This window comes from Paenibacillus caseinilyticus (assembly GCF_027533645.1).
GTDB classification, from domain to species: Bacteria; Bacillota; Bacilli; order Paenibacillales; family NBRC-103111; genus Paenibacillus_G; species Paenibacillus_G caseinilyticus.
The window spans coordinates 448,001-461,247 of sequence record NZ_JAQAGY010000002.1 but is presented as its reverse complement, the minus strand read 5'-3'; the positions used below and the strand labels follow the sequence as shown (position 1 = coordinate 461,247).

Annotated in this window: 11 protein-coding genes; all 11 read right to left on the bottom strand. The window is 56.8% G+C overall.

The window, feature by feature from the left end; all coding sequences use genetic code 11:
- Positions 1-166: 166 nt before the first annotated feature.
- Positions 167-889, bottom strand: a complete 723-nt coding sequence (sigE, locus tag O9H32_RS04760) for an RNA polymerase sporulation sigma factor SigE (protein ID WP_269864721.1) — start codon at positions 887-889, stop codon at positions 167-169.
- A 94-nt stretch (positions 890-983) separates the two neighbouring features.
- Positions 984-1,883, bottom strand: a complete 900-nt coding sequence (gene spoIIGA / locus O9H32_RS04755) for a sigma-E processing peptidase SpoIIGA (protein WP_269864719.1) — start codon at positions 1,881-1,883, stop codon at positions 984-986.
- 322 nt (positions 1,884-2,205) lie between these two features.
- Positions 2,206-3,360, bottom strand: coding sequence for a cell division protein FtsZ (gene ftsZ / locus O9H32_RS04750; RefSeq protein WP_269864718.1), 1,155 nt, complete (start codon positions 3,358-3,360; stop codon positions 2,206-2,208).
- A 47-nt stretch (positions 3,361-3,407) separates the two neighbouring features.
- Entirely contained in the window at positions 3,408-4,661 is a 1,254-nt protein-coding gene (gene ftsA / locus O9H32_RS04745) for a cell division protein FtsA (RefSeq protein WP_269864717.1), read from the bottom strand.
- Positions 4,662-4,898: 237 nt separating this feature from the next.
- The gene (locus O9H32_RS04740; RefSeq protein ID WP_269864716.1) at positions 4,899-5,876 is read right to left on the bottom strand and encodes a cell division protein FtsQ/DivIB; all 978 of its coding nucleotides are present in this window, start codon (positions 5,874-5,876) and stop codon (positions 4,899-4,901) included.
- A 286-nt stretch (positions 5,877-6,162) separates the two neighbouring features.
- Positions 6,163-7,431 (bottom strand): UDP-N-acetylglucosamine 1-carboxyvinyltransferase, encoded by a 1,269-nt coding sequence (gene murA, locus O9H32_RS04735; RefSeq protein WP_269864715.1) that lies wholly within the window; start codon positions 7,429-7,431, stop codon positions 6,163-6,165.
- Between the two features lie 15 nt (positions 7,432-7,446).
- Positions 7,447-8,352 (bottom strand): UDP-N-acetylmuramate dehydrogenase, encoded by a 906-nt coding sequence (murB, locus tag O9H32_RS04730; RefSeq protein WP_269864714.1) that lies wholly within the window; start codon positions 8,350-8,352, stop codon positions 7,447-7,449.
- 205 nt (positions 8,353-8,557) lie between these two features.
- Complete coding sequence (locus O9H32_RS04725; RefSeq protein ID WP_269864713.1) at positions 8,558-9,634, bottom strand: undecaprenyldiphospho-muramoylpentapeptide beta-N-acetylglucosaminyltransferase; 1,077 nt, start codon at positions 9,632-9,634, stop codon at positions 8,558-8,560.
- A gap of 35 nt (positions 9,635-9,669) precedes the next feature.
- Positions 9,670-10,767: a stage V sporulation protein E gene (gene spoVE, locus O9H32_RS04720; protein WP_269864712.1), complete on the bottom strand. Its 1,098-nt coding sequence runs from the start codon at positions 10,765-10,767 to the stop codon at positions 9,670-9,672.
- 81 nt (positions 10,768-10,848) lie between these two features.
- Entirely contained in the window at positions 10,849-12,282 is a 1,434-nt protein-coding gene (murD, locus tag O9H32_RS04715; protein WP_269864711.1) for a UDP-N-acetylmuramoyl-L-alanine--D-glutamate ligase, read from the bottom strand.
- Between the two features lie 2 nt (positions 12,283-12,284).
- A complete protein-coding gene (mraY, locus tag O9H32_RS04710; protein ID WP_269864710.1) occupies positions 12,285-13,247 on the bottom strand; it encodes a phospho-N-acetylmuramoyl-pentapeptide-transferase in 963 nt (320 codons plus the stop codon).

Here is a 13,247-nt window from a genome sequence, read left to right as displayed (position 1 = left end):
ATTACCTCCCAAGGAGAAACATTACTGTTAATTATCTCCTCGGTTTCGGTTTTTATGCGACGTCCCTCTGCCCCCTGACCTGCGGACTGGCACTTGACAAGAGTCAAACCCAATCCCATCAAGGGTGAGTCCAGCCCCCATCATCCCAAAAAAAGTTTTTTCCAGTTTACACCATCTTGTTGAACTCTTTGCGAAGCCGCTTGATGATCCGCTTCTCCAGCCGGGAGATATAAGACTGCGAAATCCCCAGCATGTCCGCGACGTCCTTCTGGGTCTTCTCTTCCCCATCCTGCAGACCGAACCTCAGCTCCATGATGATCCGCTCCCGCTCCGAGAGCTTGTCTAGCGCCTTGTGCAGCAGCTTGCGGTCCACCTGCTCCTCGATATTCCGGTAGATCGTATCATTCTCGGTACCAAGCACATCGGACAGCAGCAGCTCGTTGCCGTCCCAATCGATATTCAGCGGTTCGTCGAATGATACCTCCGTACGGATCTTGCTGTTGCGGCGCAAATACATCAGGATTTCGTTCTCAATGCAGCGAGAAGCGTAAGTGGCCAGCTTGATCTTTTTCTCAGGATCAAAGGTGTTGACAGCCTTGATGAGACCGATCGCCCCGATCGACACGAGATCCTCGATATTGATTCCCGTATTCTCGAACTTGCGGGCAATGTAGACGACCAGACGCAGATTCCGCTCGATGAGCATCCCCCGGATCGCCGCGTCCCCGGACGGAAGCTTCTCTAGCAGGTATTCTTCCTCTTCGCGGGTGAGCGGAGGCGGGAGCGCTTCACTTCCACCTATGTAATAGATCTCTTCCCCTTTAAGTCCGAACAGCAGCAAGAGACGGAAGTACAGTATTTGCATCGACAACTTCCACTTCAGCAGCATGGCGCGCTTCCTCCTATCGGGTAGATTAGGTCCATCGGTCGGTCGTCGCCCGGACGCTCACGCCCCGCCTCCGTACCTCCCCTGGCTTTTTCGGCTACATATAGACAAGTGACGGATGAATGATGGCCTGGTACGCATTGTCGGAGCTAAGACGGCCTCCGTCCAGTCCGACAAGCACTTTCATCGCTTCCATGGTCTTTCCTTCCAAGGTGATGACGACCCGGTCGGGCTTCAGCGCCAGCATGAACTGCGTGCTCCGGTTGACGCCCCGGTAGGGTACAAGCCGCAGGCGGTCCTGCCAGATGAACGGTTCGGTGCCGATAGAGTTCACAAGCTGGTCGACTTCCGCCTTACGGATCTTGGCCAGCCAAGCTTCCGGAATCTGCTCGCCCCATTGAAGGGCTTCCATAACCATGACCGGCGTCTTCGTCAGCGGATCATAGAGCTGGTTGCCCGTATCGATCAGCCCCGTACAGCTCGTGAGATGGCCGTCGATATGCACGTCCACCTGCGCCAGGAACGAACCCAGCTCCTGCTTGCGGCGCAGGGCGCCGATCACCTGCCTGCACAACCACATGCTGAAGGGAATGGCGAACAGCAGCAGCACCAGCGTGACGTCCCAGCTGCGGACGGTCAGGATGCCGTTCAAGATCTCTCCCGCCGACTGCCGGAAGTAGAGAAGACCGACAATACCGCCAGCGGCAACAAAATTCACCAAGTAGAACGCACCCAGATTTCTTAGAAAATGCTGCAAGCCACCAAACCCGAATGCGACAATCAACATCAAGAGCGACAAGGCAAACTTCAGAGCCAGCGTGAACAGAAACGAGAGCTGCGGGAAGAAAATCATTACGGCGTAGCTGCCGCCGATCGCCGCCGAACATCCGAGCCGCCACCAGCGAAACGAAAGCTTGCGGGTCCAGGCCGTCGTCCAGAGCAGCGCGCCGTCAATCAATAGATTCAGAAGGAAAATGATGTCGATATAAACAACCATTCCCCACCTCCTCCGCCACCCGCCTCTTGTTCCTCTAGCGAATGAGACAAGTATATAGTAACTGTATTCCAAAGTCTGTCTAAACATGCGGAGGGCAACGAACTAATTTTGTCGGATTGGGGTGTGGTTCCGTGAAGCTCTTAGCCTCCTCTGGATATAGAATCCGGGTCACTTTCTCTACCTGCGAGCGTTGCATATGTGCTGACCGAGGAGCAGTAAGGGAATCCATCCAATTTTGCAGACGCCCTCAACCGCAGCAGCCGGATGCCTGTAAAAAAAGACGGGCTCCCTGAGGGAACCCGTCTTCGTCATACCTATAAACCTACTTGTTATCGAACCCGCCTCCGCGGTTGCGGTTGCGCAGGAACGTTGGAATATCGAGCTGATCGTTCGATGGCTGGCTGCCGCCAAAAGGACGGAGGTTGCCAAGCCGGTTGTCCGTCGGAGCTTCCTGCTGGGGAGCGGCCGCCGAGGGTGCCGCACCGGCGCCTGCACCCGGTTTGCGCGGGCTCGGAGCCATTGCTTTATGTTCGAATCCGGTGGCAATGACCGTGACCATGATTTCTTCCTTCAGCCGTTCGTCGATTACCGCACCGAAAATCATATTCACTTCCAGATCCGAAGCCGAAGCGACAATGTCCGCAGCTTCGTTCACTTCATAGAGGGAAAGATTCGATCCCCCCGTAATGTTCATGAGCACTCCGCGTGCCCCGTCGATCGATGTTTCGAGGAGCGGCGACATGATCGCCTTCTTGGCGGCTTCCGCCGCACGGTTCTCGCCCGTGGCAATCCCGATCCCCATCAAGGCGGATCCGCGTTCGGTCATAATCGTTTTGACGTCGGCAAAGTCCAGGTTGATCAAACCCGGTACCGCGATCAAATCGGAGATCCCTTGTACACCCTGACGCAGCACGTTATCCGCTTCGCGGAACGCTTCGAGCATCGGAGTCTTCTTATCGACAATCTCCAGCAGCCGGTCATTGGGGATGACGATCAGCGTATCTACCTTCTCTTTGAGCGCTGCGATCCCCTGCTCGGCTTGGAGCGCCCGCTTGCGGCCTTCAAAGGTGAACGGCCGTGTGACGACCCCCACCGTCAGGGCGCCGCATTCTTTGGCGATCTCGGCGATCACCGGAGCCGCACCGGTTCCCGTACCGCCGCCCATGCCGGCCGTTACGAAGACCATATCCGAGCCTTTGAGCGCATTCATAATCGATTCGCGGGACTCTTCAGCCGCTTTCTTGCCCACTTCCGGGTTCGCACCCGCCCCAAGGCCGCGAGTCAGCTTGTCCCCGATCTGAAGCTTCTGCTCCGAGTGAGCCAAGTGAAGGGCCTGCGCGTCGGTGTTCACGGTAATGAACTCCACGCCTTTCACGCCGTTCTCGATCATCCGGTTAACGGCATTGCTTCCGCCGCCGCCAACGCCGATGACCTTTATCTTAGCCAGTTGGTCCATGTCCATATCAAATTCAAACATACTAGCGTCTTCCCCCTCATTAGGCTTTCATCATGAGCTTATCTCTGCTAGATAAACTCGCTTAACCAGTTCTTGAAACGTTCCATGGCCGAGGGCTTCTGCTGCTCTTGACCGGGAGCCGGTTTCTTCGGAATCATTTTCTTGACTCCCGAGTTTTGCTGTTGTTTCGAAGTGCGCAGATAGCGGGAAGCGTACTGGATAATGCCTACCCCGCTCGTATAGGAGGAATCACGGACACCGATATAATCCGGTACGGCGATTCGTACGGAAGTAGCAAGCTCCATCTGGGCAACGGCCAGCATACCGGGCATGGCCACTGTGCCTCCGGTAAGTACATACCCACCTGGAAGGTCCGCGAAACCGAGTCTCTGCACTTCGAGCCGGATCAAATGGAATATTTCCTGAACGCGGGGTTCGATGATATTGGCGAGATCCACCTGGGAGAATTCTTTGTCCGTGTTGCTCCCGATCCGGTTTACTTTGAATACCTGATCGTTCGCCGCATGGTCGACCACGGCACAGCCGAATTTCAATTTGATCTTCTCTGCGATATCCGCCTGTGTCTTCAGACCATACGCTATGTCATTGGTGATGTATTCCCCGCCAAGAGGCAGCGTGGAGGTGGCCACCAGGTTGTTCTCATTGAAAATGGCAATGGTAGTAGCGCCCGCTCCGATATCCACGAGCACGGTTCCGATATTCTTCTCATCCTTGGACAGCGCCAGATGTCCGCTTGCCAGCGACATCAGGATCAGCCCTGCGACTTTCAAACCGGATTTCTCAACTACGCGAAGCAGATTATGTATAGCCGTCTTCGTTCCGGTAACGATCGTTGCTTCCACTTCAAGCCGTACGCCGATCATGCTGCGCGGATCATGGATTTGATCCGTTCCGTCGACCACATATTGATTCGGGACCACGCCGATAATCTCACGCTCCGGAGCCAGTGGAATGACCTTGGCCGCCTGTATGACGCGTTCGATGTCATCGTCTCCAATCTCCCGGTCTTCATTGGATACAGCTACTACACCATGACTGGACTGCAGAGCGATATGATTGCCGGCGATGCCGACATACACTTCCGCAATTTGAATGCCTACCATTCGTTCCGCATGGTCCACCGCACTCCGGATCGTTTGAACCGTTTGATCAATATCCACGATGGACCCTTTGCGGATTCCCTCCGAATCGGCAGATCCAACTCCAATTATATTAATGGCGCCGTTAACGACTTCCCCAATAATAACCCGAACTTTGGATGTACCGATGTCCAAACTAACAATGATGTCATTGCTGCTCAACCCGTGGCACCTCCTGTGACATATATTCGATTTGAGCCTTGGTCAGCACAAAAAACCATTTTGTAAATATTCCACACGGCCCTGCAATTCCCTCTTTTTCTAGCATAATTTTTCAGGGAGAAGCTTAAAATATACCATAATTACAATTCTACCATTTTTTCATAGGCTTGAGTAGTTCTTTTTTATCATATGAAAATGGACTGAACCCCTTCAGGGGATCAGTCTGTCCCTGCCGTCTTAATCCCCGCGGGAGGCTTCCCGGCCCTTGGAATCAGCCCCTTGGGAGCTTCGCGCGCCCTGGGTCCCTGCGGCTTCTTTTCCTTCGCTTCCCGCGTTTTCTTTTCCTTGCGCGCCTGGGGCCTCTGTAGAGTCTTTCGTTTCCGTTTGCTGTTTTGATTCCGTAGGCTGTTTTGATTCCGCAGGTTCTTTAGACGGAGCGGAAGAGGGTTCCCCGGAAGGACTTTTTACTTCCGGCGTGTCGTCCACCTTGGTGTAATAGTCCGCCTCGAGCATTTTGATCACGCCGCCCTTCACCTGGTCCCCCTGAAGGTTCGCAATATAAGACTGAAGATACTTGATTTTCTCCGGCAGCTTCCCTATCGTAGTCTGCACCTCGAACTGCGTGCGCGTATAGAGACGGATCTTATCGGGATAAGCACTGCTGGGAGCGGGCTTGATTTCGGAAATGTCGGCAAAATAAGCCGGAGGCAGCTTGGCCATCGTCAGACAAAGCTTCGTCTTCAGCGGGTCATCCGGGCTCCAGCCCGTCAAGATCGGCTTGTCCAGCGGCACGCCCTTCATCGTCACCGGAAGAATGCTCGCATCGGCCAGCAGTACTTCCACCTGTCCCTCTTCGCCGATCTGATACGCTACCTTCGGATACTCCTGCACCTTGATGGTAATCCGTCCCGGAAAATGCTTCGATACTTCCACGGACTCTACCATGGGCAGGGCCTTTACCTTCTTCTCGATATCGGAAGATGAGACGGAGAAGAAGTGGTCCCCCGGCTTCAATTCCGACTTCTGCTCTATTTCCGCTGGATCTACCAGTTCCTGGCCCGTTACCTCCACCTGGGAGATCTTGCTCAGAGAAGATTGGAAGAACAGGACGAGAAGCAGTCCGATGAAAAAAATGACCAGAACGGTCAGGAGTTTGCGATTGCTTCGGCCGCGGGGCTGCGACGGTTTCTTCATTACGGGAAGTCTATCATCCATGATGTGGTTCCCTCCTGGGGAGAGCTTGTCCGGCTGCGGGCCGCCATCGGCAAGGATTGATGGCCTCCCGGCCGCTATCCTTGCAGGCGCCTTCCGTATCCAACACCCGACGGAACAACGGACAAACGAAATATGTAAACCGCCCTATCCCCTTTTCGGTAGAAAAAGGGATAGAAGGGCGGCTGTGATCATAATAATAGAAGAAACAAGGAATGCGGCGAAATCCGAAACAAACGGTGGTGCCCCATAAGTTACGGAGCAAGCTAAAAGGCTGGGATTATAGCACTTACTCCGATGGCACCGGTACGACGCGCTGAATGCCTGCGCCCAGCGCACCCAGCATAGACTCGATCCGGTCATAGCCCCGGTCGATATGGTGAATCTGCTCGATGACCGTGGTTCCTTGAGCCGCAAGACCGGCAATCACCAGCGCAGCTCCCGCCCGAAGGTCCGTAGCTTCTACCGTAGCCCCATAGAGCCTGGGCACCCCGCGGATCACTGCGGAGTTGAGATCGACCCGGATATCGGCTCCCATCCGGGACAGTTCATCCACATGCTTGAAACGTCCCTCAAAAACGGTTTCCTTCACAATGCTTACCCCATCGGCAAGGCTTAGCAGCACCATAATCTGCGACTGCAGATCAGTCGGAAAAGCAGGATGTGGCGAAGTCACGATCCGATCAACCGATCTGGGCCGGGTGAGAGCGCATACGCTCATTATATCACCGCTGATCGCGATTTGAACACCTGCCCGCTTCAAGACGTGGATCGCCGAAGTCATATGCGCCGGGCACACCCTCTCGAGCGTGATGTTCCCCCGGGTCACGGCAGCGGCAATCATCAGGGTTCCCGCGACAATGCGATCCGGAATGATACGGTAAGTAGTCGGTGTCAGCACAGGAACGCCTTCAATGGTAATCGTGTCCGTTCCCGCCCCGATGATCTTGGCCCCCATCGAATTCAGGAAATTCTGGAGATCCTGAATCTCCGGCTCTCGTGCAGCCCCCGTGATCGTGGTGGAGCCTTTGGCCGTGGCCGCGGCCATCATGATATTCTCCGTCGCGCCTACGCTCGGGAAGTCCAGTACGATCTCCGCTCCCCGAAGTTCTTTGGCCGTGCATACAATCTTGCTTCCGCTCTCTTCAATCTGTGCTCCGAGTGCGGCCAGGCCGCGAAGATGCAGATCGATCTTACGCTCGCCGATCGCGCATCCGCCCGGCTGGTATAATTCTACGCGCCCGAGACGCGAGAGCAGGGGACCCATCAGGAAGATGGAAGAACGCATCTGGCTCATCAAATATTCCGGAATGTGAAACTCATGCACACCCAGCGTATTCACGGTGACCGTATCATCCTCGTATTCCGCCCTGCAGCCCAGAGCCCGCAGAATGCCCAGCATGACATGAATATCCGACAAATCCGGTACGTTCTCGATGGTAACGGTGCCTTCCGCCATAATACCGGCTGCCAATATAGGCAGTGCGGCATTTTTGGCTCCATGAATCTTGATGGCTCCCGATAGAGGTTTCCCGCCTTCGATAACCAGCTTTTCCAAAGTCCCACCTCCGATTTACCGCTCACCCACCACCAATACTTCCGGCATGAGCTGCACCCCGTACCGATCCGATACGGTCTGCTTCACATACTCGATGAGGGTAAGCACGTCGAGGGCTGTCGCCTGCCCGGTGTTGACGATGAAATTGGCATGCAGTGGAGAAACTTCGGCGCCGCCGACCCGGTGGCCCTTCAGGCCGGCCTCTTCGATCAGCTTGGCGGCAAATTGGCCCTCCGGGTTGCGGAAGACACTTCCTGCGCAAGCCAGCTGCAACGGCTGGGTACGCAGGCGCCGGGCCTTGTAAGATGCCAGCGTGCCGGCGATTTCGAGCCGGTCGCCGGCCTTCAGCCCGAAGACGGCTTCCGTTACGATGCCCGGCTGCAGCTGCAGGGCCGAATGCCGGTAGGCATACGCCAAATCTTCATTGTTCAGAGTCACCAATTCTCCGTCTGGGAGCAGTACTTCAGCCCGCAGTAGTATACGTGACACATCGGACCCGTGCGCTCCGGCGTTCATGAAGACGGCTCCACCCACGGTTCCCGGAATGCCTGAGGCAAACTCCAACCCGGTCAATCCCTCTTTGCCCGCCATGACCGATAGCTTAATGAACGAGAATGCGCCGCCGGCATATACGATATCCCCTTCAAACCGCACGGTTTCCAGCGCATCCCCCAATTTGATCACCACACCCCGGATGCCCTTGTCGGTAACGAGCATATTGGATCCCCGGCCCAGCGCGGTCCAAGGCGTACGGTGCGCATGCAAAAGCTTGACGGCATGCACGAGCTGCGTCTTGTCTCGCGGGATCAACAGTACATCGGCGGGTCCGCCGATCTTCCAGGTGGTGTAGGGGGCCAGCGGCTCGTTCACGCGAACTTCGCCGCAAGACCCGTTCATGAGTTCTGATATGACCTGTTGCATGGGTAAACCTCCTTCACAGAAACGCCGTTGCAGTCGGCTGCGGCAGTATACCGGCAGCCGGGCGGACGGACAGCCGGCCGGCTATTATTGAATGCTCTCTGCTGCCGGCCTGCGGCTGTCTGCCGCGCCTCCCGGACGTCTGTCACGGTTATATTGTAGTTTATGTAGAAGCCTGTAGAGTGTGACAATCGCCTAGAGAGAATGTTCACGAGCCCTCCTTCAGCCGGTGGGCTTCGAGGAGCCGGACGATCTGTGCCGTACCGTCTCCGTAGGGATTACGTTCCATATTGGCAAGAATCCGTTCCTTGTCCGCATACAGCGAACGTACGCGCGCAAGCAGGGATGCCTCGGTAAGTTCTTCTTCCTGCAGCACTTCGCAATAGCCCTGCGAGCGGAACGATTCGCTGTTCAAGATCTGGTCTCCCCTGCTGGCCGCCCGGGAAAGCGGAATAAGCAGCATCGGCTTGCGTGCGGCCAGAAACTCGAAAATCGAGGTGGAGCCGGCACGGGATACAACGACCGACGCAGCCGCAAGCAGATCCGGCAGTTCATCATTGACGTATTCGAACTGGCGGTAGCCCCGCACACCCTGGAGGGCGGAGTCCGTATTGCCTTTGCCGCAGATATGAATGATCTGGAATTCCTTCAACAGGTCATCCAGAATGCTTCGCACAGCCTGATTGATCTTCTGGGCCCCGAGGCTGCCGCCCATGATGAAGAGCACGGGCTTCGCCGAGTGAAAATCGCAAAGCTGCCTTCCCTTCGAGGCGCTGCCCCGCAGGATCTTATCCCGGATCGGGAGCCCGGTGCATTCCGCCTTGCCGCCACGCAGATACTTCAACGTCTCGGGGAAGGTCACACAGATCCGGGAGACGAACGGCATCGAGATTTTGTTCGCCAGTCCGGGGGACAGGTCTGACTCGTGGGAGATGACCGGAATGCCGGCCAGACGGCTCGCCACGATCACCGGGACGGAGACGAAGCCGCCCTTGGAGAACACAATGTGCGGACGAATCTTGCGAAGCAGTCCGTAGGCTTGCAGCGTCCCCTGGAGGACACGCAGCGGATCCTTGAAGTTCTTGAGATCAAAATAACGCCGAAGCTTGCCCGAGGCGATATGGTGGAATGGAATTCCCTCGTGATCGACAATGTCCTTCTCGATCCCGGTGCGGGAGCCGATATATGCCATGTCCCACCCCTGCTTGCGGAGCTCGGCCATGATCGCCAGGTTCGGGGTCACATGGCCGGCCGTTCCACCGCCGGTGAAGACGATTTTTTTCATAAGAATGCTCACCTTTCTAGTAACCTTGTCCAGCCTCACCTGGAAAACCTGGAGATGTTGAGCAGCACGCCGAGCGAAGTCAGCATCAAGGTGAGCGACGAGCCGCCTGCACTGATCAGAGGCAGCGTAATGCCGGTAACGGGGAACATGCCGATAACCACGCCGATGTTGATGATGACCTGTACGGCCACCATGCCGACGATGCCCGTGGCCAGCAGGCTGCCGAACGTATCGGGCGCCGTAATAGCAGTGCGCATCCCCCGCCATACCAGGAGCGTGAAGAGCAGGAGCACGAACGTGCCGCCGATAAAGCCGAGTTCTTCGGCAATGATGGAGAATATAAAATCGGTCTGCGGTTCGGGGAGATAGCTGTACTTCTGCCGGCTCATGCCGAGGCCCAGTCCCACCAGACCGCCGGGACCAATGGCATAAAGCGATTGGATTGACTGGTAGCCCGCACCCAGCGGATCGGCCCAGGGATCCAGGAAGGCGGTAATCCGCTGCAGCCGGTAAGGCGCAGCAATGATGAGGCCGACCAGTCCCGCCACCCCGACCATGCCGAGATAAGATAAGTGCAGCAGGCGGGCGCCCGCCACATAAATAATGAGCAGGGAAGCACCGACGAGCACCGCCCCCGTTCCAAGGTCGGGCTGTAGCATGATCATCCCGAAGGCCAGTCCCACCAAACCCAGCGGAGGCACCAGCCCCTTGGTGAACAGCGTAATGGTGCTCTGCCGTTCCGAGAGCCACTTCGACAGGAACATGATCATCCCCATCTTCATGAACTCGGAAGGCTGAATACCGAACGAACCGATACCGAGCCAACTGCGCGCGCCCCCGCGCACGACGCCGATGCCCGGGATAAGCACCGCGACCAGCAGGATGAAGCACGCGATCAACGCGATCTTGGCATATTTCTTCCAGATCCAGTAGTCGGCGTTCATGGTGAACACCATAGCCACGATACCCAGGGCCGCGAACAGGGCCTGTCGCTTCAAATAGTACATCGAATCTCCGAATTCACGGAAAGCGAGCACTGCGCTGGCGCTGAATACCATGACTACGCCGATAACCAGAAGCGCAAGCGTGGAGCCCAGCAGCAGCATATCCGGGGAAGACCTAGCTTTGACCATAATTTGTCCACACCTCTAACCTTCGTGACTTAGAGGCGCTATACGTCCGCATCCAGCCGGCGGAACGCCTGCAGCCCCCTCTTAAAGGTTATGCACGGACCGCTTAAACATGCTTCCCCTTTCCTCATAGGAGGCGAACATGTCCCAGCTGGCGCACGCCGGCGAGAGAAGCACGACATCCCCTGGCTTTGCCATGGCGAACGCTTCCTTCACCGCCTTCGTGACCGTATCCTGCACCTGCTTAGCAGTATCGACGGTTTTGACCTGGCTCATGCCGGCCAAATTAGCCACGCGGACGATTTTGTCCTTCGTTTCGCCGATGGCGACCAGGCCCTTCACCTGTCCCCCGAACACCGGAAGCAGCTCCATGTAATCGGATCCCCGGTCCAGGCCGCCGGCGATCAGCACGATGTTCTGCGTGAACGCTTCGATCGTCTTGATGGTGGCAGTCGGATTCGTCGCCTTCGAATTGTTATAGAACTGTACGCCGTCCTTCGTTCCGACTAGCTCAAGACGGTGCTCCACTCCCCCGAAGGTACGCAGCACGCCGGCGATGGCTTCCGCTCCCACGCCACAGGTCAGGGCGATGGCACTGGCAGCCAGCGCGTTCTCGATATTGAAGGAACCCGGGATGCCGAGTTCCTTCACGGGAAGAATCTCCGTCAGCTCCCCATCCTTGCTGCGGTATACCAGCTTCCGCTCCTCGGCGGCTGCCAGCTCCCCCTCTGCCCCTTCCGGAAACGGCGGCTGGATGAAGAGACCGTACTCCATCTCCGTGCGGATCGAGAACGGCAGCACCTGCGACTTCAGCCCCTCGGCTACCTTACGGCATACCGCATGATCCCAGTTCAGCACCGCCGTATCTTCGGCTCTCTGGTTCGCGAACAGCTTCGCCTTGGACTCGACGTAATCGTTCATCGTGCCGTGATAGTCGAGATGGGTCTCATATACATTGAGCAGGCAGCCGATCCGGGGACGGAAGCGGTCCGTTCCCTTAAGCTGGAACGAACTGAGCTCGACCACCATCTGGTGGTCCTCCTGCGCCTCGAGGGCGGCTTCCGTCAGCGCGCGGCCGATGTTGCCGGCCACGATCGGATGCAGTCCTCCGGCTTCGAGCATCAATCCCGTCCAAGTCGTGGTGGTCGTCTTCCCGTTCGAGCCCGTGATGCCGATGATCGGCGCACGGCAGATCCGGTAAGCGACCTCTACCTCGGTGACGACCTCGACGCCCAGCTCCCTTGCCCGGCGCACCGGGTCGACCGTATAGGGAATGCCCGGGTTCTTGACTACGAGCGAGATCCCTTCGTGCACCAGGCCGGCCGGGTGGGACCCGCATACAACAGAAATACCCAGAGCCTCCAGTTCGTCGGCTTCAGGGCATAATTGTCGTTCCTTCTTATCGTTAACGGTGACATGCGCACCTTGTTCGTGGAACAATTTCGCTACGGCTACGCCGCTTCTGGCCAGGCCCAGAATGACGACCTGGCGGCCGCCGTATGATGATGGATGCTCCATGCCTACAACACCTCGTTAATGTATAGTCCGATGCCCGCCAGAATCAATCCCGCCGTCCAGAAGGAGATGACTACGCGCCACTCCGACCAGCCGCTGAGCTCGAAGTGATGGTGGATCGGGCTCATTTTGAATACGCGCTTGCCCCTGGTCTTGAAGGATGCGACTTGAATGATAACGGAAAGAATTTCGACCAGGAATACCCCTCCGATCAGAGCGAGCAGCAGCTCCGCCTTCGTCAGCAGCGCTACAACGGTAAGACCGCCACCTAAGCCCAGCGAGCCGGTATCTCCCATGAAGACCTTCGCCGGATGGGCGTTGAATACCAGGAATCCAAGTACGGCCCCTACCACCGCCGCGGAGAAGATGGCAATATTGGGCTGCGTGTTATTCAGCGCGATCACCGCGTACGCACCGAACGCGATCGCAGCCGTACCCGCGAGCAGTCCGTCCAGACCATCCGTGAAGTTGACGGCATTGGAAGTGCCGAGCATCAGGAAGACGACGAACGGCAAATACAGCCAGCCGAGATCGAACGAAACATGAAGATACGGAATGCGGATATCCGTGCTGTGCCCCATCTGGACGAGCAGCACGCAGACGACGATCGAAACCGCCAGCTGCCCGAGCAGCTTCTGACGGGCCGTCAGACCGAGCGAGCGCTTGAACACGATCTTGATATAGTCATCGAGAAAGCCGATCAACCCGTATCCGAGCGTAGCCACAAGCAGGGTAACGGTCTCCATGTTGCGTTCCCCGAACCGGAGAACCGCCAAGGCCAGCGCCAGCATGATAATGATACCGCCCATGGTCGGCGTACCTGACTTCTTGAGATGGCTCTGAGGGCCGTCGCCCCGCACCTGCTGGCCGAATTTGAGCCGGCGCAGCAGGGGAATGAATAGAGGCCCCATAATAACGGCAAGCAAAAAAGCTGCGCCCAGCGTGATCATAACGATATTGAAATCCAC